General features: G+C 74.5%; 24 protein-coding genes. 10 read left to right on the top strand and 14 right to left on the bottom strand.

Annotated features, from left to right (window positions below):
• Positions 1 to 155 precede the first annotated feature (155 nt).
• Both ACIRRS_RS27785 and ACIRRS_RS27780 read right to left on the bottom strand, forming a co-directional pair.
• A complete protein-coding gene (locus ACIRRS_RS27785; RefSeq protein WP_402976075.1) occupies positions 156 to 1,016 on the bottom strand; it encodes an SAM-dependent methyltransferase in 861 nt (286 codons plus the stop codon).
• 215 nt (positions 1,017 to 1,231) lie between these two features.
• Positions 1,232 to 1,894 carry a rhomboid-like protein gene (locus tag ACIRRS_RS27780; protein ID WP_402976073.1) on the bottom strand — a complete coding sequence of 221 codons (663 nt, stop codon included), beginning with the start codon at positions 1,892 to 1,894 and terminating at the stop codon, positions 1,232 to 1,234.
• A 204-nt stretch (positions 1,895 to 2,098) separates the two neighbouring features.
• On the opposite strand from ACIRRS_RS27780, the gene ACIRRS_RS27775 reads away from it, so the two are divergent.
• Positions 2,099 to 2,809, top strand: a complete 711-nt coding sequence (locus ACIRRS_RS27775; RefSeq protein ID WP_402976071.1) for a rhomboid-like protein — start codon at positions 2,099 to 2,101, stop codon at positions 2,807 to 2,809.
• An 82-nt stretch (positions 2,810 to 2,891) separates the two neighbouring features.
• On the opposite strand, the gene ACIRRS_RS27770 is transcribed toward ACIRRS_RS27775, so the two are convergent.
• The 8 genes from ACIRRS_RS27770 to ACIRRS_RS27735 all read right to left on the bottom strand — a co-directional run bounded on the left by ACIRRS_RS27770 (position 2,892) and on the right by ACIRRS_RS27735 (position 11,099).
• Complete coding sequence (locus ACIRRS_RS27770; RefSeq protein WP_402976069.1) at positions 2,892 to 3,275, bottom strand: VOC family protein; 384 nt, start codon at positions 3,273 to 3,275, stop codon at positions 2,892 to 2,894.
• A gap of 100 nt (positions 3,276 to 3,375) precedes the next feature.
• Positions 3,376 to 4,548 carry a methyltransferase gene (locus ACIRRS_RS27765; RefSeq protein WP_402976067.1) on the bottom strand — a complete coding sequence of 391 codons (1,173 nt, stop codon included), beginning with the start codon at positions 4,546 to 4,548 and terminating at the stop codon, positions 3,376 to 3,378.
• A 291-nt stretch (positions 4,549 to 4,839) separates the two neighbouring features.
• The gene (locus tag ACIRRS_RS27760; RefSeq protein WP_402976065.1) at positions 4,840 to 5,763 is read right to left on the bottom strand and encodes an STM4011 family radical SAM protein; all 924 of its coding nucleotides are present in this window, start codon (positions 5,761 to 5,763) and stop codon (positions 4,840 to 4,842) included.
• The gene (locus ACIRRS_RS27755) at positions 5,760 to 7,091 is read right to left on the bottom strand and encodes an STM4012 family radical SAM protein (protein ID WP_402976063.1); all 1,332 of its coding nucleotides are present in this window, start codon (positions 7,089 to 7,091) and stop codon (positions 5,760 to 5,762) included. Before ACIRRS_RS27755 ends, ACIRRS_RS27760 begins: the two co-directional genes overlap by 4 nt.
• Entirely contained in the window at positions 7,088 to 7,924 is an 837-nt protein-coding gene (locus tag ACIRRS_RS27750; RefSeq protein ID WP_402976279.1) for an STM4013/SEN3800 family hydrolase, read from the bottom strand. Before ACIRRS_RS27750 ends, ACIRRS_RS27755 begins: the two co-directional genes overlap by 4 nt.
• Before the next feature lie 44 nt (positions 7,925 to 7,968).
• Positions 7,969 to 9,087 (bottom strand): STM4014 family protein, encoded by a 1,119-nt coding sequence (locus tag ACIRRS_RS27745; RefSeq protein WP_402976061.1) that lies wholly within the window; start codon positions 9,085 to 9,087, stop codon positions 7,969 to 7,971.
• A gap of 31 nt (positions 9,088 to 9,118) precedes the next feature.
• Positions 9,119 to 10,051 (bottom strand): STM4015 family protein, encoded by a 933-nt coding sequence (locus ACIRRS_RS27740; RefSeq protein ID WP_402976059.1) that lies wholly within the window; start codon positions 10,049 to 10,051, stop codon positions 9,119 to 9,121.
• Between the two features lie 76 nt (positions 10,052 to 10,127).
• The gene (locus ACIRRS_RS27735; RefSeq protein WP_402976049.1) at positions 10,128 to 11,099 is read right to left on the bottom strand and encodes an STM4015 family protein; all 972 of its coding nucleotides are present in this window, start codon (positions 11,097 to 11,099) and stop codon (positions 10,128 to 10,130) included.
• A 201-nt stretch (positions 11,100 to 11,300) separates the two neighbouring features.
• On the opposite strand from ACIRRS_RS27735, the gene ACIRRS_RS27730 reads away from it, so the two are divergent.
• Together ACIRRS_RS27730 and ACIRRS_RS27725 are read left to right on the top strand one after the other, a co-directional pair.
• Positions 11,301 to 11,627, top strand: coding sequence for a hypothetical protein (locus tag ACIRRS_RS27730; RefSeq protein WP_402976043.1), 327 nt, complete (start codon positions 11,301 to 11,303; stop codon positions 11,625 to 11,627).
• Positions 11,628 to 11,708: 81 nt separating this feature from the next.
• On the top strand, positions 11,709 to 12,818 hold the full coding sequence (locus tag ACIRRS_RS27725; protein ID WP_402976041.1) for a DUF6745 domain-containing protein: 1,110 nt from the start codon (positions 11,709 to 11,711) through the stop codon (positions 12,816 to 12,818).
• 70 nt (positions 12,819 to 12,888) lie between these two features.
• On the opposite strand, the gene ACIRRS_RS27720 is transcribed toward ACIRRS_RS27725, so the two are convergent.
• Positions 12,889 to 13,698, bottom strand: a complete 810-nt coding sequence (locus ACIRRS_RS27720) for a class I SAM-dependent methyltransferase (RefSeq protein WP_402976039.1) — start codon at positions 13,696 to 13,698, stop codon at positions 12,889 to 12,891.
• On the bottom strand, positions 13,695 to 14,252 hold the full coding sequence (locus ACIRRS_RS27715; RefSeq protein ID WP_402976037.1) for a hypothetical protein: 558 nt from the start codon (positions 14,250 to 14,252) through the stop codon (positions 13,695 to 13,697). The genes ACIRRS_RS27720 and ACIRRS_RS27715 overlap by 4 nt, the downstream gene beginning before the upstream one ends.
• A gap of 78 nt (positions 14,253 to 14,330) precedes the next feature.
• Between ACIRRS_RS27715 and ACIRRS_RS27710 the strand changes: the two genes are divergently transcribed.
• On the top strand, positions 14,331 to 14,699 hold the full coding sequence (locus ACIRRS_RS27710) for a hypothetical protein (protein ID WP_402976035.1): 369 nt from the start codon (positions 14,331 to 14,333) through the stop codon (positions 14,697 to 14,699).
• A 31-nt stretch (positions 14,700 to 14,730) separates the two neighbouring features.
• Here the strand turns inward: ACIRRS_RS27710 and ACIRRS_RS27705 are convergent, their stop codons facing one another.
• A complete protein-coding gene (locus ACIRRS_RS27705) occupies positions 14,731 to 16,332 on the bottom strand; it encodes an ABC-F family ATP-binding cassette domain-containing protein (protein WP_402976033.1) in 1,602 nt (533 codons plus the stop codon).
• Between the two features lie 160 nt (positions 16,333 to 16,492).
• Positions 16,493 to 17,848, bottom strand: a complete 1,356-nt coding sequence (locus ACIRRS_RS27700) for an NAD(P)/FAD-dependent oxidoreductase (protein WP_402976031.1) — start codon at positions 17,846 to 17,848, stop codon at positions 16,493 to 16,495.
• A gap of 500 nt (positions 17,849 to 18,348) precedes the next feature.
• On the opposite strand from ACIRRS_RS27700, the gene ACIRRS_RS27695 reads away from it, so the two are divergent.
• The 6 genes from ACIRRS_RS27695 (at position 18,349) to ACIRRS_RS27670 (ending at position 23,926) form a co-directional block, all read left to right on the top strand.
• On the top strand, positions 18,349 to 19,212 hold the full coding sequence (locus ACIRRS_RS27695; protein ID WP_402976030.1) for an SDR family NAD(P)-dependent oxidoreductase: 864 nt from the start codon (positions 18,349 to 18,351) through the stop codon (positions 19,210 to 19,212).
• Between the two features lie 438 nt (positions 19,213 to 19,650).
• The gene (locus tag ACIRRS_RS27690; protein WP_402976029.1) at positions 19,651 to 21,270 is read left to right on the top strand and encodes a hypothetical protein; all 1,620 of its coding nucleotides are present in this window, start codon (positions 19,651 to 19,653) and stop codon (positions 21,268 to 21,270) included.
• Between the two features lie 72 nt (positions 21,271 to 21,342).
• Positions 21,343 to 21,939 (top strand): helix-turn-helix domain-containing protein, encoded by a 597-nt coding sequence (locus ACIRRS_RS27685; RefSeq protein ID WP_402976028.1) that lies wholly within the window; start codon positions 21,343 to 21,345, stop codon positions 21,937 to 21,939.
• Positions 21,940 to 22,006: 67 nt separating this feature from the next.
• Positions 22,007 to 22,843 (top strand): signal peptidase I, encoded by an 837-nt coding sequence (gene lepB / locus ACIRRS_RS27680; protein WP_402976027.1) that lies wholly within the window; start codon positions 22,007 to 22,009, stop codon positions 22,841 to 22,843.
• 64 nt (positions 22,844 to 22,907) lie between these two features.
• A complete protein-coding gene (locus ACIRRS_RS27675; RefSeq protein ID WP_402976026.1) occupies positions 22,908 to 23,144 on the top strand; it encodes a hypothetical protein in 237 nt (78 codons plus the stop codon).
• Between the two features lie 122 nt (positions 23,145 to 23,266).
• Entirely contained in the window at positions 23,267 to 23,926 is a 660-nt protein-coding gene (locus tag ACIRRS_RS27670) for a zinc ribbon domain-containing protein (protein ID WP_402976025.1), read from the top strand.
• Positions 23,927 to 24,061 lie beyond the last annotated feature (135 nt).

Here is a 24,061-nt window from a genome sequence, read left to right as displayed (position 1 = left end):
GATCGCGTCGGCCGGGACGGCGGCGGGAAGTGCCGCCTCTTCGGGGTCAACTGTCGTGCTCGGCCCGCGAATTGGGCCGGATGGTGCCGCAGGCCGGGCTCCCTCGGGGGAATCCGGCCTGCGGCGAGCAAGGGCGAGTATGGGGGTGGGCGGCGTCAGATCTTGCGGCCCGCGCCCGCGTACATCCAGCGGGTGGAACCGTGGGTGGAGCCCTCCGGGCGCCAGAGCGGGACGAAGTCCACGCCGGGCTCCAGCAGCTCCCAGCCCTCGAAGAACTCCTCCACCCGCGCCCGGTTGCGCAGTCGGATGCCGGAAGTGGTCTTGTCCCAGGTCCTGGCGGCCGCGGCGGCGCGCTCGGGGTTGCCCTCGGCGGTGCTGTGCGAGAGCAGCAGGTAGCTGCCCGGGACGACTCTCTTGTGCACGGCCCGGACGGCGGCGGTGGCCTGGTCGTCGTCCACGAAGTGCAGGACCGCCATCATCAGGACGGCCACCGGCTTGGAGAGGTCGATCAGCTCGCGCAGCGCGGGGCGGTCGAGCAGCTCGTCCAGATCGCGCAGGTCGCCGGTGAGCACGGTGGTGGAGCGGTTGTCCGCGAGCAGGGCGCGGCCGTGGGCCAGCACGATCGGGTCGTTGTCGATGTAGACCACCCGGGCGTCGGGGGCTATCTCCTGCGCCACCTCGTGGACGTTGCCCTGGGCGGGCAGGCCGGAGCCGATGTCGACGAACTGGCGGATACCGGCCTCGACGGCGAGCCGCACGGCGCGGCGCAGGTAGGCGCGGTTCTCGCGCGCGGCCTGCGGGATGTCGGGGGAGACGGAGATGGCGTGCTCGGCGGCCGCGCGGTCCGGAGGGAAGTTGTCCTTGCCGCCGAGCCAGTAGTCGTAGATCCGCGCCGGGTGCGGCCGGTCGGTCTCCAGCGTCACCGATTCGGCGTCGGCCTCCGACCTGAACGCCTCGGCGCCCTGGTGCGAGCCTTCCGGTTCCACGGCGTCCGTGCCGTCCTCGGGTGTGGTCATCTCGGTCCCCCTCCAGTGACCTGAATGGTTGTCACCACAGCCGCGCCGACAACCGGTTGAACGTTCACGCATGATAGCCGTCGACCGCTCGGCGGAATCGGCCTCCCCCGATATCGACGCGGGGCGGGTCCGGTGCGGTTCAGGTGACGCCCCGGTGAAGGGGCAGGTGGCGCGGCGGGTTCGGTTTGTGGGCCGAGGAGGCCGTGGTGGAGCGGTCAGCGCCTTGTACGGGCCCTGACACGCAGCCATGCCGAACGGGAGGCGAGCAGGCCGAGGGCGAAGGCCACCAGGTGCCCGGCGTCGGCCAGTTGCTGGTCCGTCGCCCACGCTCCCGCCAGGGCGAGGGCGAGTGCCGGGAGGCCGAACCGGCGCAGCGGCGCCGGGCCGAGGGCGAGCAGGCAGGTGGCCGTGGCGACCAGCCCGTAGCTGATGCCGACGTCCCGCGCCCGGGAGAGCGCGCCCGGGATGTGGGCGACGAGCATGACCCACATCGCGCCCTCGGTGAGCAGGGTGGCGCCCAGGTGTCCGAAGAGGAAGACCGCTCCGGCCCTGAGGGCACCCCAGCGCCATTCGGCCAGGCCCAGGACCACGGCCACCGCCCCGATGCCCGCCCAGGCGGGCACGCCGTCGACCACCAGGGCGCTGGTGATCATGGTCCACCACTTGCCCACTTCCATGTGATGGACGTTGCTGCTGTTGTGCCGGACGAAGCGGGCCCGCTCCGCGTGGCCCTGGTTGGCGAACCAGGCGGCCATCGCGGTGAGCAGCAGGACGTAGACCGTGGTCAGCCGCAGCCGGGAGAGCACGCGGAGGGCGGGGTGCTGGGCCCTCTCCGCGCCCGGGATGGGGCGTTCGTCCGTGGAGAGGCTGTCCCTCATGGTGCGTGGTGCCTTTGCTGTGCGGCCCGGGCGGTCAGGCGCCAGCGTACGTCAGTCGCCGGTGGTGGGTATGACGTGCGAGGTGGGCCCCGGGGGCAAGGGGTTGGTGGCGCCCGCCCCGGGGACTCACCCGAACAGTGCAGCGCGTCGGCGCACCGCCGGGGTGCCGGGGCGAGGGTGAAGGGGACCGGCGAGGAGGTGTCGATGACCGGCAGCACCGGCGGGTCGGGCCGGGAGTGGCGCGAGCCCTGGTGGGCGAGGGCCGGGCAGGCCGTGCGGGCCTACGTGCGCAGCGCCCCGGGCAGCTACGCCTGGCTGGCCGTGCTGCTCGTCACCACGCAGATCATCCGGCACGTCGACCACGCCACGGCCGACCGCATCCTGGAGCGGCGCTCCACCAACCTGCACCACCTCCAGGTGTCACCCGTCCGTGTCCTGGTGACCAGCGCGCTGTGGATCGCCGGCGGCGGCTGGCCGACCTACTTCGTGCTCTACAACCTCTTCCACGTGCCCGTGGAGCGCTGGCTGGGCTCGCTGCGCTGGATCTCGGTGGCGATGATCGCCCACGTGGGCGCGACCTACCTCAGCGAGGGCGTGCTCGGCTGGGCGATCCACCGGGGCCTCGCCCCGGCGAAGGCCGTCTACACCCTCGACTACGGCGTCAGCTACGCCCTGGCCGGGGTGGTCGGGGTGATGGCGTACCTGATCGTCAAGCCCTGGCGGTACCTGTACGTGGCCGGGGTGCTGGCCGTGTACGTGCTCGGCGTCCACCAGCACCGCGACTACACCAGCATCGGCCACCTGAGCGCGGCGCTGATCGGGCTGGCCTGCTACCCGATCACCCGGGGCCGCCCGGGCGCCTTCGACCCGGTGGCGACGGCCCGTGCGCTCTGGCGGCGGGTGCGCGGGCGGTGAGCGCACGCCGCCCCGGCCGGGGGCCGGACCGCCCGTCACGGGCGCGGCCCGGCCCCCGGGTGAGGGGTGGACGAGCGGGTGCCTACGCGGCGGGCCGCTCGGCCAGGCAGAGGATGTTGCCCTCGCAGTCCTTGAACCAGGCGGCCCGCAGGCCGTCACTGCCCACGGCGACCCCGCCCTTGGTCGTGAGACCGGGGAATTCGTACTCCTCGAACGTGACGCCACGGTCCCGCAGGGCCGCCATCTCCGCGTCGAGGTCGCCGACCTTGAAGCTGGCCAGGGTGTGCGCGGCCTGGCCGCCGCTCGGGGTCTCGTACATGCCGAACCGGGTGCCGCCGCTCTCGAAGGTGACGTCTTCAGCGGTCTCGTCGACGAGTTTGAGTCCTAGGGTGTCGCTGTAGAAGGCCTTGGCCCGCGCCAGGTCGGTGGCGGGGATCATGGCCAGTACGGGTGCGTCTCCCAGCATGGTGATTCGCCTCCTCCTTCTTCCAGGCTAGGGAGCCGCGGGCCGGATGCCCACGGCTGGGAGCGGTCGCTTCGGGCCGTGCGCGACTGGTGACCGGGTGTCAAGCCGGGGTGAGCCGCCAGAGCGAGGTGGTCTCGGCGGCGCGCGCCGCGTGCAGCGGGTCCGCGGGGTCGGGGTGGGTCGCCCGCGGATGGCTCGGCCGGGTGTCGAGCCGCCCGTGGACGCGCAGCCCGGCGGCGGCGATGGCGGACAGCAGGTCGTCGCGGGTTCGCAGGCCGAGGTGTTCGGCGAGATCGGAGAGGACCAGCCAGCCCTCGCCGCCGGGCAGGAGCCGGCGGGCGAGGCCGTCCAGGAAGCCGTGCAGCATCCGGCCGCCCGGGTCGTAGACGCCCTGGTCGAGGGTGGAGGTGGTGTGGTGCGGCAGCCAGGGCGGATTGCACACCACGAGCGCGACCCGCTCGGTGCCCGGCGGGTAGAGGGCGGACCCGCCCGGCAGGATGCGGTCGGCCAGGCCGAGCCTGCGGGCGTTGTCCTGGGCGCAGGCGAGGGCGCGCGGGTTGACGTCGGTCACCAGGACGGGGCCGAGGCCGCGCCGGGCGAGCACGGCGGCGAGCACCCCGGTGCCGGTGCCCAGGTCGTACGCGGTGGGGTGCTCCCGGGCGGCCGGGGGCAGCGGCGCCCGGGCGACGAGGCCCACGTACTCACCGCGCACCGGGGCGAACACCCCGTAGTGCGGGTGGACGCGTGCGCCGAGGGCAGGCACCTCAACGCCCCTCGCCCGCCACTGGTGGGCGCCCACCACCCCGAGCAGTTCGCGCAGGGACACGATTCTGTTGTCAAGGATCGGCCCGTAGGCGGCCCGGCAGGCCTCGCGGACATCGGGCGCGCCGTCGAGCGGGATGCGGTGGTCGGTGCCGAGCGGGACCACGAGCATGGCGAGGGCGCGGGCGAGGCAGGCGCGTTCCCGGCGGTGCCGCCGGAAGGCCTCGGCCGGGCTCCCGGGGACGGGCGCGTCGGTGCGGACGGTGGATTGTCGGGATCGGGATCGGGGCCGCTCGGCGTGGCGGCGCATGGCGTGCAGAAGTCGGAGCGCGCCCGGGTAGTCGCCGTGCCAGAGCAGGGCGGTGCTCTCACAGGCGAGTTGGTAGGCGGCTCGGGTGGGCAGGGTCGGGTCGGCGGCGATCAGCCGGCGCGGCGCGGGGGTGCCGTTCTCGCTGTGCCAGCGGAGGCCGAGGGCGGACAGGGTGATGGCGGGCCGATGGGTGTCGGACACCGGGGCTCCTCGTGATCGAGCGTGCAAGGGGGCACGAAGAGCACTTCGACGAGGAGGCGAGCAGCGGGAAACGCCGTACGGCGCCGCAGCGGTGGCGGGCGTGGGCCTCAGGGCAGGCGCGGCTCGCGCGTCGAAGCGCGAGGCGGCGTGTCGCCCAGCACGAGGCCCGGCACGGCGGCGGGTGGTATCACGCTCGGCATGGTGGGCCTCCTTTCCACGGCGCTGGTCCTGCGGGGCAGTTCGTACGCTGCCACATCAAGTGGCCTGCCCGCAACCGATTTTCATTGACCGTCAGGAGACGGTCACCGGCCAGGCCTGCGGCACCCGCTCGAGCACGCCCGATCCGAAGAGTTCGTAGAGCGGCAGGGTCTCCAGGTGGACGTAGCCGATGTGACAGTCGCAGACGGGCAACGGGCAGGGGCGGGGCCCGAGTCGGGCGCGGTAGGAGCCGTCGTAGAGGTTGCCGAGCTCGTCGCGGACGAAGTGGCAGCGGCGCACCGTGCCGTCCCCGTCGACCGAGAGCACCGACTCGCCGGTGCGGCAGGGGCGGCCGGCGCTGGGGTGGGCGTGCCGGCTGTAGGCGAAGTGCGGGTCGAGCGCGGCCCAGTCGGCGGCCTCGGTGTCCGTGTACGTCAGCCCCTCGGCGGCGTTGACCCACAGGTAGACGCCCCCGGCGAGGTCCGAGCGCAGGCGGCGGGCCTCCTCCAGGTGCTCCGGTTGTCCCACCACGCCGACGCTGTACCGCACGCCCAGCCCGTCCAGCTCCCGGCACTTGGCGAGGAAGCGCTCCCGGGTGACCTGGCCGGGGTGGTAGGTGACCCAGAGGGCGAGCGTGTCGAGGTCGGCCCCGGCGAGCCAGCCGGTGCGGCAGCTCAGGTTGCTCTGGATCGCCACCCGGCGCACGTGCGGGAGCCGGCTCAGCTCGACCAGCGCCCGCCGGTACCAGGAGCGCACCAGCCCCTCTCCCCACGGGGTGAACAGCAGGGACAGCGTGTCGCCCGCACCGGCCCGGCCGGCGGCCCAGCCGGTGAAGCGCTCCAGCGCGGCCCGGTCGGCGCGCAGTTGCTCGGGAGTGTCGCGGCGCTTCGCGAACGGGCAGTACGGGCAGTCGTAGTCGCAGGAGGAGAGCGGGCCGCGGTAGAGCAGCGTGAGGTCGCGCGGGCTCTCCGCGTCACCGGTCGGAGGCGCGGCGGACGGCAGGCCGAGGAAGGTCACTTCGCCTCGTACCCCTTCATCAGCGCGCGCACCTCGGGGGAGAAGAGCGCCGGGCCGATCGCGTCGGAGTGCGCCAGCCCCTTGGGTGTGAGGCGCAGCCGCAGGGCGTCCTCCTCCAGCCAGCCGCGCTCGGCGAACCGGGCGAGTTCGGTGGGGAAGTCATGGCCGGGCGAGGCGCCGAACCGGGCGCGGTAGTCGGCCAGCGGCAGGCCCTCGGCCTGGAGCAGTGACTGCACCAGGTGGCGGCGCCGGGCCTCCTCGGGGTTCATCCGGTGGCCGTGGCGGGCGTGGTGGAAGTCGTCGGTGGCGACGTACTCGTCGATGATGTTCCGGACCTCGGTGGCGTTCACCGCGTAGTCGAAGGAGTAGTGCAGCCCGGAGGTGTAGGAACGGGCCCCGCAGCCCAGGCCGACCATGCCGTCCGTCTGGCAGGCGTACTCGCTCGCCCCGGCCTGCGGGGAGGCGGCGCGGCGGAACATCCGCATCGACACCTGCTCGTAGCCCTCGGCGAGCAGGTGGTCGCGGCCGGCGCGGTACAGGGCGAGGCGGCGTTCGTCCCAGGCCGCCGGGCTCTCCTGGTCGCCGCGCCGGGCCAGGCCCGTCAGCGGGCGGACGTACAGCGGGTAGAGGTACAGCTCCTCGGGCCGCCAGGCGAGCGCGGCGTCGAGGGAGCGGAGCCAACTGGCCTCCGTCTGGCCGTCGATGCCGTAGATGAGGTCGATGTTGAGGACGGGGAACCCGGCGGCGCGGATGCGGCCGAGGGCCGCCTCCACCTCGGCGCGCTTCTGCGGGCGGACGGCCGAGCGGGCCTCGGTGTCGTCGAAGGACTGCACGCCCAGGCTCAGCCGGGTGGTGCCCCGGGCGGCCAGCACCTCCAGCCGGTCGGCGGTCGAGGTCGCGGGGGAGGCCTCGACGGAGAGCGGGATCGCCTTCAGGTCGGCGCCCGTTCCCCGCTCGGCTATGTCGCACAGCCGCTCCAGCTCGCCGGCGGTCAGGTACGTCGGGGTGCCGCCGCCGAAGGCCGCCAGGGCGAACCGGGCGCCCTCGTCCAGGGCCGAGCGGACGGCGGCCGCCTGGCGCTCCAGGGCGTCCAGGTAGGCCGTGGCCAGGCCGTCCGGGCTGCCGATGCGGGTGAACAGGTTGCAGAAGCCGCAGCGCACCTCGCAGAACGGGATGTGCAGGTAGAGCGAGAGCGCGTGCTGCGGCTCGCCGCTCCACAGGCCCGCCAGCGACGGGCGGTCGTCGAGCGGGCGGTAGGCCGTCTTGTGCGGGTAGGCGTAGACGTACGACTGGTACGGCGACTCGGGGAGCGCCGGTGCGATGGTCATGCGGGCTCCTCGGAGGTGGCTGCAGCGGGCCGTCGGGGGAGGGTGAAGTGGGCGTACGGGACCGTCCAGACCACCTCGTGGCCGATCCGGTGCCCGACGTAGCCGTCCTCGCCGTACGCCGTGCCGTGGTCGGAGCAGACGATCGCGAAGCAGGGGCGGCGCGCGCTCATCGCCGCGAACAGGCGGCCGATGTGGGCGTCCACGTACTGCAGGGCGGCGGCGTGGCTCTCACGGGAGTCGCCCGACTCGCGGGTGGCGCCGGGCAGGTGGAACCAGTTCGGCTGGTGCAGCGCCGAGACGTTCAGGAAGAGGAACAGCGGCTGGTCGGCGGGCTGTTCGGCGGCGACCAGCTCCGCGCGGGCGACCTGCTCCTCGAAGGATGTCGGGGAGGGCACGCCCATGCCCGGCTCCCAGTGGCTCTCCTGGAACAGGCCCGGCAGGACGGAGCCGAGCGGGCCCTGCTTGTTGAAGAAGCCGACGCCGCCGATGCAGACCGTCCGGTAGCCGGCCGAGGCGAGGGCGGTGGGCAGGTCGGGGGCGTCGAAGACCCAGGTGCGCGGGGCGGTGCTCTCCGAACCGGCGAAGCGGGCCGCGAACAGGCGCGGGTGCGGGCCGTTCGGGGAGGCCGGCGTGGGCAGGAAGCCGGCCAGGATCGCCTGGTGGGAGGCGTAGGTGAAGCTGCCCGGGGAGTGGCGGCGCTCCCAGCGGCCGCCGGGCAGGTGGGCCGCGAGGTTCGGCAGGCGCCCGGCGGCGGCCAGCTCCTCGGCGACGTCGAAGCGGAGCGTGTCGAGGGTGACGAGCAGCAGGTCGTGGCTGCCCACGACGGCGTTCATGTCGGGCTCGGGCTCGGGCGATCGGGTGGGGAAGGCGTGGTGGTTCATCGGGCGTGGTCCAGGATCCGGTCGTTCGTCGGGGCGGGGTCGAGGAGTGCGGCGAGCTGGGCGCCGTAGGTGTCGAGGCCCTCGGCGGGGCCGCCGGGCAGCCCCGTGAGGTTGGGCAGCAGGTCGCCGAAGGCGTTCACCTCGCCGACCAGCGCCCGGCGCCAGCCCGCCGTGGGCAGGACGTCGACGCCGACCATCGGCGAGCGGGGGAAGCAGGCGGCCGCGCGCTCGGCCGTCTCGAGCAGGGCCGGCCAGGCGGCCCCGGCCGCCTCCTCGGCGGCGGCCAGACTGCCCCGGGCGCCGCCGAGGTGGAGGTTGGTCATCGGCTGGGCGGCGGTGCGCACCACCACGTGGGTGGCCCGGCCCGCGACCACCACCACCCGCAGGTCCGCCGAGCGGCCGGACTGCGAGGCCTTCGGCACCCACTGCTCGACGTGGAGTCCGTCGGGCGCGAGGGCGTCGACGATCGCCGCGACGTCCCGCTCGCGGTCGTAGCGGCGCACCCGCAGCGAGTTGTGCAGACCGCCGCCGGTGAGCTCGACCGAGGTCGTGGCCATCACCCGGCCGCGCGGGCCGAACTCCAGGGCCGTCACCCCGGAGGCGGAGGAGCCGTGCGCGGGCTTGACGAAGACCCGGCGCAGACCGGCCTCCGACAGGCGCTCGCGCAGGTGCTCCCAGCCCGACACCTCGCCGCCCAGCGCCCGGGGCACGGGCACCCCGGCGCCGGAGAGCAGGGCGTGGGCGCGGCGCTTGTCGAACATCACCGCGATCTCCTCCGGATCGCCCAGCAGCCGCAGGCCCGGGCGGGCCGCCAGAGCGCGCAGGGCCGCCATGACCCCCGCGTACCAGGCGGCCGTGCCCTCGACCCGCGTCGGGGCGTAGCCGGCGCCGAGCACCGGGCCGCGCAGCAACTCGTCGACCAGGGGCTCCTCGCCGGGCGACTCGATCCGCAGCAGAGCGCCCTCGGACGGCTCGGGCAGGCGGGCGTGGCCGCGCAGGACGTCCAGCCAGGGCAGGACGGCGGGCTCGGGCAGGCCGGCGGCCCGGGCCGCGGCGGCGAACAGCGTCACCCGCCGGTGCCCGGGATTGCCCAGGACGGTCAGCCGCAGTGCCATGGTGAGGGCCCCTTCTCCTTCCTGCTCGTTCCTACTCGGCGACCGCGACGTAGCGGTCCTCGTCGTCCTCGTGGCTCTCGTCCTCGGAGAGGTCGACCGTGACTCCGGGCAGGGACTCGCACAGGCGCTGTTGGACCTCCTCGGAGAGGTAGTGGTGGTGCAGGTCGAGGGAGCGCAGGTGTGTGAGGGGCTGGCCCTCGATCAGCGCCGCGACGCCCTCGTCGGTGAGCAGGCCCATGGACAGGTCGAGCGTCTCCAGGCGGGCCACCACGGGGGCGTGGGCCACGGCGGCGGCTATCTCGTCCTGGAACTCGCTGTTGGCCAGCGCGAGGTGGCGCAGCTTCGGCAGGCGGGAGCCGTCGAGGAAGGGCGCGATGTCGTCCAGCGTGGAGTCACCGCCGTACTCGTCGACGCCGAGCCACAGCTCCAGCCGCTCCAGGGAGGGGAGTTCGGAGGCCGCGACCGCGCGCACCACCCGGGCGGGCAGGCCGCCCGCCTCGAAGCGCAGTTCCCTCAGCGCCTCGTGCTGCACCGGCTGGAGACGCAGGTCGGTGCCCCCGCGCACCGCCAGGGAGGCCAGGCGCGGGAACGCGGTGAGGAGCGGCGTGACGTCCGTCATCTGGATCCAGGAGATCTCGCACTCGTCGTACGTCACGTCGCCGAGGAACAGGGCCTCCAGGGCGGGCAGGCGCTCGGCGTCGTCGACGACGGTCTCGATCACGGCGCGCACGGGCTCGTAGCCGCCCCGCCACCAGGGGCCGATCACGAGAGCCCGGACGCCGGTGGTGTCGACCGTGTCGAGGAAGGACTGCCAGAGCTCGTCGAAGTCGATCTTCGAGTCGTACTCGATCGCGAGCCGCCAGGCGGCCTCGCCAGGCGCGGGGCGGTCGGCGGCGTCGTGCTCGGGGGCGAACTCGTGGATCGGAAGAGTGTGGAAGTCTTCGAGGTGGTGGGACACGGCCATGGTGGCTCCAGAGGACGGCGGTTGACGGCGGCTGCCGCAGGTTCGACCACTGCGGGTTCGACTACTGCGGGTTCGGCTACTCGGCGACGGCGACGTAGCGCCACTGCTCGTCGGGCTTGCCGGGCTCGGAGAGGTCCAGCTCGACGGAGGGCAGCGCCTCGCGCAGGCGCTGCTGCATCTCCTCGGTGAGGTAGTGGTGGTGCAGGTCGAGGGAGCGCAGGTGCGTGAGGGGCTGGCCCTCGAGCAGCGCCGCGGCGCCCTGGTCCGTCAGGACGCCCATGGACAGGCTGAGCGACTCCAGGCGGGCGACCACCGGGGCGTGCGCCACCGAGGAGGCGATCGCGTCCTGGTACTCGCAGTTCTGCAGGCCCAGGTGACGCAGGGCCGGGAAGCGCGTGCCCTCCAGGAACGGCGCGAGGTCGCCGATCGAGGTGTCACCGCCGTAGTTGTCGACGCCGAGCCACAGCTCCAGCCGCTCCAGGGCGGGGAAGTCGCAGCCGGCGACCGAGCGCACCACCGAGGCGGGCAGGCCGCCGGCCTCGAACCGCAGCGCCTTCAGGGCGTCGTGGCGCACCGGCTGGAGCGCGAGCCCGCCGTTGCCCTCCCAGTCCTCCGTCGAGCCCCGGACCACCAGCTCCGTCAGCGCCGGGAAGGCCGTCAGCAGCGGTGTCACGTCGCACATCTGGATCCAGGAGATCTCGCACTCGTCGTACGTGATGTCGCCGACGAACAGGGCGCGCAGGGCGGGGAACCGGGCGGCGGAGGCGACGATCGCCTCCAGCGCCTCGTGGAAGCCCTCCGGCTCCTCCGGGGCCCACAGGCCGATGACCACCGCGGAGACCTGCTCGGTGTCGACCGTGTCGAGGAAGGCCTGCCAGGCCTCGGCGAACGGCCGCTCGCAGTCGTAGTACACGCCGACCTTCCACGCGGCCTCGGCCGGGGCGGGCAGCTTGACGGCGGTGCCCTTCTCCTCGGCCTCCTCCAGCGCGGCGAGGAAGTCGAGGACGGGGAGACCGTGGAACTGCTCCAGGTGCTCGTTGACGGTCATGCGCTGCTCCTTCGGTGGTCCGGGCCGAACAACTGTCTACCAGCAGGGACCGACATTCCGGTGGCCGGGTCGCCGACCGGGCGCGTTGTCAGACCCATGCTCTATGTTCCGTATCGGCTCCGGAGAGTGACCGCGAACGGCGGTGCGGAGCCCGGGGTTCCGGCGTCCGCCGGGGCCCGGTCCGACGGCGAGGGAGGCCTGATGTACCGCCAGGGAGACGTGCTGATCGTGCCGGTGGAGGAGAGCGCCGTGCCGCCGAGGGTGCCCGAGCTGCCCGTGCAGCCCCGGGACGCGCGGGGGCGGATGGTGCTGGCGCTCGGCGAGGTCACGGGCCACGCGCACGCGGTGGTCGGCCCCGGCGAACTGCGCCGGGAGGCGGGGCCGTTCGGCTCGGGCTGGCTGCGCCTGCCCGAGGGCGGGCGGGTGGTGCACGAGGAGCACGCGGTCATACCGCTGCCCAAGGGGTGGTACCGGGTGGTCCGTCAGCGGGAGTACACCCCGGGCGCGGTGCGGATGGTCGCGGACTGAGGCCCGGTCCGCCGAGGCGGACCACAGCGAGGAACGGAAACGGACGGCCGGGCGGTGAGCCCGGCCGGGAACGGAGTGGTGATGCAGACGGTGAACCCCGAGGGGATCAGGGGCGGGCAGGAGGCGGCCGGGACGGCCGGGGTGACGGCCCGCTGGCGGGCCACGGCCTCGGCCACCGGGCCGGGCGACCGGGCGGCGGCCGAGAGCGCGGTGCGGGCCGCGTACCGGGAGGCCGGGCTGCCCGAACCCGCCGAGGTGCGCTGGCACGGTTCGCCGCTCTCGGCGGTGGAGGCGGCGCTGGAGTTGAGGGCGGCCGGCGCGGTCAGCGTGCGCGAGGCCGTGCGCACCCTGCCCTGGGAGCGGGCCCGGCGACGGGCCGTCGAGGAGGTCGGCGAGGCCGGGTGGGCGGCCCACTGGGCGCTCACCGGCGGCGAACTCGGCCCGGTCGTCACCCCGCTCGCCGACCGCCTCCGCAACGCCGTCCTCGACCGGCTCGCCCCCGAGGCCGACCGCGACGAGGACGAGGAGGAGACGATCGACGCGGCCCGGGAGCGCCGCACCGTCGTCCGCCTCGCCCTGCTGGACGCCGTGCGCGGCCAGCACGACGCGCCCTGGATGGCGGCCTTCGAGGCCGCCGGGGCGGCCGCCGAGCCCGTGGCGCCGCTGGTCGGAGCGGCGCGGGAGGCGGGCTGGTGGTGGCCGTACGAGGAGGTGGCGCTGATCAGCGAGCGCCCCCTCGTGCTCCACCGGGACGAGGCGGGGCGGCTGGACAGGGCGGACGGGCCCGCCGTCGAGTACCCGGACGGCTTCGCCCTGCACGCCTGGCGCGGCATGCCGGTTCCCGCCGAGTTCCTGGCGGGCCTGGGCGACGTCACGGTCGAGCGGATCAGCACCGAGGAGAACGCGGAGCTGCGCCGCGTCCTGCTGGAGCACTACGGCTACGAGCGCTACCTGGCGGACTCCGGGGCCGAGCCGATCGACCGGGACGAGACGGGGGTGCTGTGGCGGATCGTCCTGCCGGACGACGAGCCGGTGGTGATGGTCGAGGTGGTGAACTCCACCGCCGAGCCGGACGGCACCTTCCGGACGTACTGGCTGCGCGTGCCGCCGAGCACCCGTACGGCGAGGGCCGGTGTCGCGTGGACGTTCGGGATACCGGAGGCCGACTACCACCCGCAGCGGGAGACCTGAGCGGTCGGTGGTCGGCCTCGAGGCGGGCGTCGGCGGGGGCGAGGCGGGTGTCGGCGGGGGCGGGGCCGACTCAGCCCGTCCGGGCGATCAGGAGGGGCTGGAAGAAGTCCGTGCGGTCCGGCTGCTCCCAGGAGACGCCGGCGAAACCGCACTCCTCGGTGAAGGCGGTCAGTTGAGTGGAGGTGAGGGCCCAGTAGGTGGAGCGGCCGACCGAGACGTGCCAGGTGTCGGTGTCGTCAGCGGTGTCGTCGGGAGAGAGGCGGAACAGTTCCAGGTCGTAGCGCTCGCCGTCCTCGTGCCATTGCCAGAGCTGGAAGATCACCGACCGGCGGCCGTCCCGTACGGCGGTCTGCGGCGCGGTGGATGCCGGCCGGGTACGGCGGAGGTCGTCGTACGGGCGGGTGCTCACCAGGAGCAGGCCGCCGGGGCGTAGCACGCGGCGCATCTCGCGGAGGGCGGTGCGCACGGCTTCGGGAGTGAGGAGGTGCGGAAGGGCGTTGTCCGCGCAGACGACCACGTCGAAGCGGCCGTCGGGAAAGGGCAGTCGGCACATGTCGGCGGCCGCCGTGGGCAGGTGGAGGCCGCGCCGGGCGGCCTCGGCGGTGGCGTGGGCGGCGGAGACCGGGCTGAGGTCGGTGCCCGTGACACGGTGGCCGCGGGCCGCGAGGCCGATCGCCTGGGTGCCGATGCCGCAGGCGCAGTCCAGCACCTCGGCGGGGCGGGCGCCGAGGTGGCTGCCGACGTCGTCGCCGAGGTGGGAGCGGATCAGCGCGTCCAGTGCGGCGCCCTGGCGGGTGACGGAGGCGTCCCAGTCCGGATAGAGGAGGTGGTAGCCGGGCGCGAACTCGTCGTAGAAGCGGCCCAACCGGGCGTCGTTCATGCGGGTGTGCCTTCCGGAGGAGTCGGGACGGTCCGGGCGGTCGGGGAGTAGCGGGCCTGATGGGCGTTCACCCGGGTGAGGCGGTAGGCCTCGCCGTGGAGGGTGAGCTCGGCGGGAGGGGGCACCGGTACGAAGCCGTGGAGCAGTGACGGCGCGTCGGTGCGGAACTGGAGCGGGCAGTCGTTGTGGTACGCCGCGTACTCCTCCGCCTCCTCCCGGCTCCACAGGCCGGGGGTGGTCGACTGCCCGGGCAGCGGGCGGGTGAGCGCCCGGTGCAGGGCTGGGCTGTGGACGGCGGTGGCGCGGAAGGTCTCCAGGAAGCGGACCTTGGTGACGACCGTGACGTAGCGCCGGTTGCTGCCCCGGTGGCGGCCGGCCACGACCACGTCGCCCAGCGGGTGCCAGCGCGGCGCGCAGATCCACACCTTGGCACCGGCGGCGAAGTGCCTGAGGCCGTGCCGGACCTCGGCACCGCCGGCGCCGTGCACGGTGAGCTGCGAGACGTTGGCGGCGACGGCGTGGCCGAGGGGTTCGGCGGGCTGTTCGTACGTCATGCCGGTATCCTCGCCCGGGCTCCGCGCGGGAGACCAGTGGTTTTGCGCGTGCGAAGGGCGCGGGAGAGGCGGGGTGGTGTGCTGGAACTTCCCGAGGGCAGCTGGTGGGACTGGGACGTCTACTCCTGGCGGCCCGGTGAGCTGCGCCTGGCAGCGGACTACGACCTGAGCTACCACCACGGGCTGGAGGTCGTCTTCGTGGACCCGCTGTACGTCAGCTGCCCGGCGTTCTTCCAGGACCCGGTGTTCCGGGAGGCCACGCCCGAGGAAGCGGCCCGTGTCGAGCGTCAGGTCGGGGAGCGGCCCGGAGTGGTGGTCGCCTTCGAGGCGGACGGCGGTGGCGCGGAGCCGGTGACCGGGCTGATCGCGGCGGGGAGCCTGGAGGCGCGGGTCGGGACGGTGCTGCGCCACGGCCCGCAGGCCGGGCGCCGCGTCGAGGAGGGGTGACACCCGTCCTCGACGAAGCGCCCGGTGGGGGTCAGCCCGTGGTGACGAGGTCCAGGTAGGTGTCGTGCCAGAGGTCCTCGTCGCCGGCCGGGAGGAGGAGGACCCGGTCGGGGTGGAGGGCGTGGATGGCGTCGGGGTCGTGGGTGACCATGACGATGGCGCCCGGGTAGGCGCCGACCGCGGCGAGGACCTCGGTGCGGGAGGCCGGGTCGAGGTTGTTGGTGGGTTCGTCGAGGAGGAGGACGTTGGCGCCGGAGTGGACGAGACCGGCCAGGGCGAGCCTGGTCTTCTCGCCGCCGGAGAGGACGCCGGCGGGCTTGTCGGTGTCGTCCCCGCGGAAGAGGAACGCGCCGAGCACCTGCCGGAGTTCGCCGTCGTCGAGGTGGGGCGCGGCCTGGGCGAGGTTGTCGCGGACGGTGCGGCGCGGGTCGAGGGTGTCGTGCTCCTGGGCGAAGTAGCCCAGGCGCAGTCCGGGGCCGGGCACGACGCGGCCGGTGTCCGGGCGCTCCTGGCCGGCGAGGATGCGCAGCAGGGTGGTCTTGCCCGCGCCGTTGTGGCCGAGGACGACGATCCGGCTGCCCCGGTCGACGGCCAGGTCGAGGCCGGTGAGCACGGGCCGCCCGGCGTAGGACTTCGTCAGGCTGATCGCGCCCAGCGGCATCCGCCCGCAGGGAGCGGGCTCGGGCAGCCGGATGCGGGCGGTGCGCTCGGCCTGGCGCACGGGTTCGAGTTCGGCGAGCATCCGGTCCGCCCGGCGGGCCATGCTGCGGGCGGTGGTCGCGGTGGCGACGTTGGCGCGCATGCGGTCGGCCTGGGCGTGCAGGGAGGCGGCCTTGCGCTCGGCGTTGGCCCGCTCCCGGGTGCGGCGCCGCTCGTCGGCCGCGCGCTGGGTGAGGTAGGCCCGCCAGCCGGTGTTGTGGACGTCGATCGCCGCACGCTGCGGGTCGAGGTGGAAGACCCGGTTGACGGTGTCCTCGATCAGCGTGAGGTCGTGGCTGATCAGGACGAGCCCGCCCTGGTGGGCGGCGAGGAAGCCGCGCAGCCAGGCGATCGAGTCGGCGTCCAGGTGGTTGGTGGGCTCGTCGAGCAGCAGGGTGCCGTGCTCGGCGAAGAGGATGCGGGCCAGCTCGACCCGGCGGCGCTGGCCGCCGGAGAGGGTGCCGACCGGCAGGTCCATGACCCGGGCGGGCAGCCCGAGGCCGGCCGCGACCCGGGCGGCCTCCGCCTCGGCCGCGTACCCGCCCCGGGCCTGGAACGCGGCCTCGGCCCGGGCGTAGGCGTCCATGGCCCGGCGCTCCCGCGCGGGGGAGTCGGCCAGGGCCATCGCCTCCTCGGCGGCGCGCAGGGCGCGGACGGCCTCGGCGAGGCCGCGGGCGGAGAGGATGCGGTCGGTGACGGTGACGGCCGGGTCGGCGGCGCGGGAGTCCTGCGGGAGGTAGCCGACCGGGCCGGTGCGGATGACCTCCCCGGCCGCGGGCGGCAGGTGCCCGGCGAGGGTGGCGAGCAGGGTGGTCTTGCCGGCGCCGTTGCGGCCGACGAGGCCGATCCGGTCGCCGGGGGCGATGTGGAGGGTGATGTCGGACAGCAGGAGGCGGGCACCGACGCGCACGTCGACACCACGGGTGGTGATCACGGGATGACGCTCCGAAACAGCGGATGGACACACGGGTGGCGTGGGAGTGGGTCCGTCAGCTAGGAGATTCGGGGCGTAGACATGTCGGCCAGGGTAGCCGGAGGCCCGGATCGGCCGCATCCGGATTAACGGGCGGCCGGCCGGGGGAGCAGAGGGGTTCTCAGCCGCGCAGCACGCCGGCGAGGACCTTCGGGCGCAGCAGCGCGCTCGGCGGCGCGGTCAGCGAGAGCACCTCGTGGAACGCCGAGGTGACCGCGGGATCGCGGGTGGCGGCGGCGAGGACCCGGTCGAGGGCGCGGTGCTGGAGCCTGACCAGCGCGCCGCTCGGGCCCCCGGTGGTGGCGGGGAAGCGCACGTCCTCGGAGCTGGACATCATCCAGGCGGCCTTGGAGGCCTCCATGATCCCGCGCTGGGCCTCCCGGACGGTGGCCGGGCCGAGGTCGCCCCGGCGCACCAGGCTGCGGCGCAGGGCGCGGGCGGAGAGCGCGGCGACGGCGACGCCCTGGCCGTACACCGGGTTGAAGGAGGTCGCGGCGTCCCCGGTGACGATCAGGCCGGGGACGGGGCCGCGCTCGTAGCGCCGGCGCACGCTCGGGCCGGGGCGGAACCCGCGCACCTCCGTCGCGGGCTCGGCGTCGCGCAGGGCCTCGCGCAGGATCGGGTGGCGCAGCTCCTCCAGGATCTTGTTGTAGCCCTCCTCCCCGGGCTCCGGTTCAGCGCCGCGCATGCCGCCGACGCCGACGATCCAGCGGTCGCCCTCGACGGGGAGCAGCGTGCCGAGGGTCCGGACGTGGGGGGCGCTGGTCTGGACGTAGAGCGCCTTCCAGTCGGGGTCGAAGCCGGGAGGGCGGTGGAAGAGGCGGGTGGCGTAGGCGACTCCGGCGTCCACCTGCTCCTCGGGGACGGGCGCGTGGCCGAGCCCGACGAGCCAGTCGGGGACGGAGGAGCGGCGCCCGGTCGCGTCGACCACCAGCTGGGCGGGGAGGTCCTCGACCTCGGCGCGCCCGCCGTCGGAGGAGGCCCGCGACCGGAGCCGTACGCCCGTCACCGCCCGGGCCGAGCCGAGCAGGCCGACCGTCTCGGTGGACTCCAGGAACTCGATCGACCCGTCGGCGCGGACGCGGTCCAGCACCGCCTTGTCCAGCAGCGGGCGGGTGCAGCAGAGGAAGGAGACCTTGGTCGGTTCGTACTCGGCCATCCACCCGGCGGAGCAGAGCCAGCGGAGGTCCCGGGAGGAGGTCACGAACTCCGCGCCCGCCTCCGTCAGTTCCGCGCCGATGCCGGGCATCATCTCCTCCAGCACGCGGTGCCCGGTCTCCATCACCAGGTGCGCGTGCCGGGCCTGCGGCACTCCGGGGCGGTACTCCAGGCCCTCCGGGTAGCGGTCGCGCTCCACCACCACGATCCGGTCGGCGAAGCCCCGCAGCGCCCAGGCCGCCGTCAGGCCCGCCAGACCGCCGCCGATCACCACCGCGGTGCCCGCACCCGAAGCGGAGCCCGTCCCAGAAGAAGTCATGACCCGCAGCTTAGCGAGGGTGCCGGGGCGTCACCGCCGTCCGCCCAACCATCACCCGGGGGCGGCAGGTTGACGGCCCGGCAGGGACACGTGTTCGGGCGGCGTCAGGGAATCGTCAGGGCGGGGGCCCGGAGCTTGCCCGGGTCGTGCGCGATGGGTTGGATGGGAACCATGAACCGCCCGGCACGCCACCACGACCGCCCGCCGCATCCGCGGCCCGCGGTCCGCGTCGCCGTGGGCGTCATCGCCGTGCGCTGATCCGCACCTCCCCGCCTCCCCGCCGGAAGGTGCGGCGCACGGCACGCGCCGCCCCCGGCCCGACCGCCGTCCCGGCGCGGGCGGGGGCGGGCGCGGGGGCCGTACGGCCCGTCCGTACGCGGGCCCGGTGAGCCGGCCGCGGCGAACCCGCCGCCCGCGCACACCACTTCCGCACACCACGTCGAATCCGCACACCGGTCCCGCTCGGGGCCGGTGCCGTCACGCACCCCTTGGGAACGGTCATGTCCGACTCCGCCCTGCCCCTCTCCGTCGACGAGGCGCTCGCCTCCGGCACCCCGCTCTCCGGCCGCACCGCCCTGGTCACCGGCGCGTCCTCCGGCATCGGCTGGCAGACCTCCCGGCTGCTGGCCGCCCTGGGCGCCACCGTCCTGGTGCACGCCCGCACCGCCGCCGAGTCCGAGGCGGCCGTCGGCCAGCTGGTCGACGCGGGCGCCCGCCGGGACCAACTCGTCGAGCTGGCCGCCGACTTCACCCGTCTCGCCGAGGTCTCCGCCCTGGCCGGCGAGGTCGTCACGCACTACCCGGCGCTGGACCTGCTGGTGAACAACGCCGCCGCGATGGCGCCCGAGCGCTGCACCCTCACCGACGACGGCAACGAGGTCTCGCTCCAGGTGAACTTCCTCGCCGCCCACCTGCTGTCAAAGCTGCTGCGCGCCCCGCTCTCGGCGGCCGGCGACGCGAGGATCGTCAACGTCTCCTCCTCCCTGCACCGCACCGCTTCCATGAACTGGTCGGACCCGCACCGGGTGAAGAAGTACTCCCGCGTCGCCGCGTACGCGCAGTCCCAGCTGGCGCTCACCATGGCGACCACCGACATGGCCCCGGCGGGCTCCGGCATCACCGCCGTCAGCCTCAACCCGGGCCTGTGCGACACCGCGCTGCTGCCGCTGTACGGGCGGGTCGGCGCGCCGGCGGCGGAGGGCGCGGCGGCCGTCGTCCGTCTCTGCCTGCCGGGCGTCCGGATCGCCAACGGCGCCTACTTCGACGGCGGTTCGCCCGCGCCCACCGCGGCGGCCGCGCAGGAGGAGCGCTCCCTCAAGCGCCTCGCCAAGCTCGCCGACCAGCTGGTCGGCCGGGCCGCCTGAACGTCTCGTCACCCAGTCCCGACCCCGTCCCACCACCCGAAGGAGCAGCATGTCCAAGCGCGCCCGCAAGAAGAAGGCCCGCCGCAAGAAGAAGGCCAACCACGGCGGCAAGGCCAACCAGGGCTGACGGCGGGGGCCGGGCGCGGGGCCGGGCGCGGGGTCGGGCGCCAAGAAGGCGTCAAGATCCGTGACCGGCACCGTCAAGGAGGCGTCAGGAAGCGCCTCACGGCGGCCCGCCCGGCGCTAGCGTCGCCCGGCCGGAGAGAACCGGTGGAACGAACCGGCGGAGAACTCGGCGGAGAACCCGGCGGGAACCGGGGCGGGAGAGCGACGAGCCCGCCCCGGACTCCGACGGTCGGCCACGACGGGCCACGACGGAACACGACGGCAGCAGCGCCGACAGCGGCGGGAACGGCACCACGGGGGAGAGGAACGGCCATGGCCACCGAGACGGAGACCACCGAAGGCGAGACCGGAACGGCCGCGGAGGAGCCCGCCCCAGCGGCGCCCCCGGCCAGTGGGCAACAGGGCGGTGGGCAACAGGGCGGTGGGCAACAGGGCGGTGAGCAGCCGGGCGGTGAGCAACCGGCCCAGGAGCAAGGGGCCCGCGAGGAACCGAACGCCCTGGCCCGCCTGAGGGCCGCCGCCCGCACCCTCGCGACCCGCGACCACTGGACCACCCCGCGACTCGTCCGCGGCCTCACCGCCCTCAGCCTCGCCACCCTGCTCGGCCTCGCCGCCACCGCCACCGCCGTCCTGGGCGGCGCCCACGACGGCACCGACACCATCGGCCACCGCGCCGCCCCGCAGGCCACCCGCGCCGCCGACCTCTACTTCGCGCTCAGCGACATGGACGCCCAGGCCGCCAACCTGCTGCTCATCGGCTCCGACCCCGACTACACCGACCTGCGCCGGCAGACCCTCGACACCTACGAGAAGCGCCGCGCCCAGGCCGACGACGACCTCCAGCAGGCCGCCCAGGCCGACGCCGGCGACCCGGACGGCCGCCGGGCCGTCCAGCTGGTCCTCGGCCAACTCGGCAGCTACGAGGCGATGGTGGCCCGCGCCGAGCTGCTGGAGGAGCAGGCGAAGTCCCCGGCCGGGCGGCCCTCGGCCGACGCCCTGGAGGCCTACCGCGGCGCCACCGACCTGCTGCGCCAGCAGCTGCTGCCCTCCGCCGACAAGGTCACCGCCGCCAACGCGGCCACCGTCGAGCGGGTCTACCACGAGCAGCGCGACTCGCTCGGCTCCGGCTTCTGGTGGCTGCTCGCCGTCGGCGGCCTCTCGCTCGCCGCCCTGGTCGGCCTGCAGCGCGCCCTCGCCGTCCGCTACCGGCGCAGCGTCAACCCGGCGCTGGTCGCCGTCACCCTGTTCACGGCGGCCGCGCTCGTCACCGGCCTGAGCCTGGTGGGCCGGGCCGAGGACCACCTGGTCACCGCCAAGTCCAACGCCTACGACTCCGTGCTGGCGCTGAGCCGGGCCCGGGCCCTGGCCTTCGACATGAACGCCGACGAGAGCCGTTACCTCAGCGACCCGGGCCGCGCCGCCGCGTACGAGCAGTCCTACCTGGACAAGAGCCAGGCGATCGTCCGCCTCGACGGGGCCGACCTGGCCGCCTACGACCTCCGGCTCGCCCAGGCCGTCGACCGCCACCGCGCGGAACGCGCCGTCGTGCCCTTCGGTGGCTACCTCGGCAGCGAACTGAACAACATCACCTTCCCCGGCGAACGCGAGGGCGCGGAGCGGGTGCTGGCCACCTTCCAGCAGTACCAGGCGACGGACCGAAAGATCCGCGAACTGCGGGCGGCCGGCAAGCTCAAGGAGGCCGTGACGCTCAACACCGGGCTCGCGCCGGGACAGTCCAACTACGACTTCGCGCAGCTCGACTCCGCGATCGAGGACACCATCAGGATCAACGCCACCGCGATGGACACGGCCGTCGCCGCGACCGACGACGACCTCGACGCCACCACCGCCGGCCTCGGCGCGGCGGTGCTCGCGGCGGCGCTGGCCCTCACCGTGCTGGGGGTGCGGCCCCGGCTGCGCGAGTACCGCTGAGCGGCGGCCCCGACGAGGATCACCGGTGTGCCGGATTGACAACCACCCTTGCCGTCCCGGCGAATTGCAGGCATGGCCGACGAAGAGTTCGACAACGTCCTGACCACGGTGGGCCCCCGGCTGCGGGCGCTGCGCCGCGAGCGCGGCACCACGCTCGCCAAGCTGTCCGCCGCGACCGGCATCTCGCTCAGCACGCTGTCGCGGTTGGAGTCCGGCCAGCGCAGGCCGACCCTGGAGCTGCTGCTGCCGCTGGCCCGCGAGTACCGGGTGCCGCTGGACGAGCTGGTCGGCGCCCCGGCCACCGGGGACCCGCGCATCCACCCGCGCCCGGTGACGAGGAACGGCCAGACGATCGTGCCGCTCACCCGCCACCTGGGCGGCCTGCACGCGTACAAGCACGTCGTCCCGCCCGGCAAGGGCGCCGGCCCGGACCTCGAACTCAAGGTCCACGAGGGCTACGAGTGGCTGTACGTGCTCTCGGGCCGGCTGCGTCTGGTGCTCGGCCCGCACGACCTGGTGCTGGCGGCGGGCGAGGCCGCCGAGTTCGACACCCGCACCCCGCACGCCTTCGGCAACGCCGGGCCCCAACCGGTGGAGTTCCTCAGCCTGTTCGGGCCGCAGGGCGAGCGGATCCACGTCCGGGCGCGGCCGGGAACCTCTGCTCGCTAGGTTCGTTGCCTGACAGGGGAACGCCCGTTCCGGGCCTCCCGTCGGGGCCGTCGGGAGGGGCCGGGGAATGAGCGTGCAGCAGAGCACCGAAGCGGGCGGGGAACCCACGGAACAAGGGGAGCGCAAAGCCCGCAGGAAGCTGCCCTTCTGGCAGGAGCTGCCGATCCTCGTCGTGATCGCCGTGCTGCTCGCGCTCGGCATCAAGACCTTCTTCGTGCAGGCCTTCTCGATCCCCTCCGGGTCCATGCAGCAGACGCTCACCAAGGGCGACCGGGTGCTGGTCGACAAGTTCACCCCCTGGTTCGGCGCCGAGCCCGAACGCGGCGAGGTGGTGGTCTTCCACGACCCGGGCGGCTGGCTGGAGGGCCCGCCCGCGCACGCCGGGGGCTTCGGGAACGACCTGCGCAAGGTGCTCAGCACCATCGGCCTGATGCCCTCGGGGGACGAGAAGGACCTCATCAAGCGCGTGATCGCCGTCGGCGGGGACACCGTGGAGTGCAACGCGGGCAGTCCGGTGAAGGTCAACGGCGTGGCGCTGGACGAGCCGTACGTCTTCCCGGGGGCCAAGCCCTGCGACAACGACCCGGTCGGCACCGTGACCGTCCCCAAGGGCAGGCTCTGGGTGATGGGCGACCACCGCAACGACTCCCGGGACTCGCGCCCGCACCACAACGAGACCGGGGACGGCTTCGTGCCGGTGGACGACGTCGTCGGGCGGGCCTTCGCGGTGGCCTGGCCGTTCTCGGACTGGTCGACCCTGCCCGTGCCCGGCACCTTCGACACGGTGCCGGACGCGAAGGGGGGCTCCGCCGCCCCGGTGGCGGAACCGGTGGGCCCCGAGGCCGCCGCGCTGGGCGCCGTGGTGCCGCTCGCGCTGTGGCGCAGGCGCCGCCGCGCCCGCTGAGGGGCGCTGACGGACCCGGCGGAACCGCCCCCGCCGGGCTCTACGCCGCTGTAGAGTGCGGGGCGTGACGGAGAGCCTGCGCGGCCCGGGAGCGGACGAGCCGGGCGTCGAGTGGGTGCACCAGCCCGTCGAGGTGGACCTCGGCGACGGCACCTGGGCGCCCGGCCGGATCAGCGGCTGGTGGCGGGACGGCGCGGGCGATCGCTGGTGCCGGCTGCGGATCGTCCGAGGAGGCCGGCCCGCCGACTGGCGCCGCTACGACCCCTCCCGCGTGCTGGTCCTCCCCGATTCGGGCCTCTGACCTCTCCGTCCCCGGCCCGCGAACGGCCCCCGCGCGGAGGGTTCTTGGCGGAACCGTTCGAATACCCCTATCGTCCCTGGGAGCGACCGCCGATCAGGCACCCTCCACTTACCGGGGACGACGTGAGTTCCGAGATCTACTTCAGCAACAACTACCGCGACCTGTGCGAGCAGTACGGCACCGGGGCGGGTTTCCAGTTCGAGTTCTCCTGCTTCCACTGCTCCGACACCTGGCGGTCGCCGTTCGAACGGTTCACCACCGGACAGGTGGCCGGATGGATAGGCAAGGGCGTCAGCGCCGCCTGGAACCTCATCGGCGGCAACGCCGACACCATCAGCAACGCGGCGGACGGCCTGGCCGGCCAGAACTGGGGGACCGCGCGCGACGCCGCCTTCCAGCGCGCGATCGACAACGCCCAGGGCCACTTCAACCGCTGCGCCCGGTGCACCTCCTACGTGTGCGGGCGCTGCTTCAACGCCGACCAGGGCCTCTGCTTCACCTGTGCCCCGGACACCGCCGCCGAGGCCGCCGCCTCCCAGCGGCGCGGGCTCAACGACATGGTCAGCGAGCGGGCGTACAAGGCGGGCCAGGCCTCGGGCACGGAGTTCGACGTCAACACCCCGCGCCAGCTGGTCTGCCCGCAGTGCCGGACGGAGACGCACGGCACGCCGTTCTGCCCGGGCTGCGGCTTCCGCCTGGCGACGCCCGACAAGTGCACCGGCTGCCAGAAGGACGTCCCCGAGGGCTCGGCGTTCTGCCCGTCCTGCGGCACCAGACGCTGACCGGCGGACACGACGGCGCGGGGGGGGGCCCCCCGCCCCCCCCCCGCGGGCCCCCCCCCCCCCCCCGGGCCCGGCCCCCCCCCCGCCCCCCCCCACCCGGGGCCCCCCCCCGCGGGGGGGGCGGGGGCGGGGGGC

Origin of the sequence: Kitasatospora sp. NPDC101183 (assembly GCF_044767945.1) — a bacterium.
Lineage (GTDB): Bacteria > Actinomycetota > Actinomycetes > Streptomycetales > Streptomycetaceae > Kitasatospora.
This window is presented reverse-complemented; position numbering and strand designations above follow the sequence as displayed.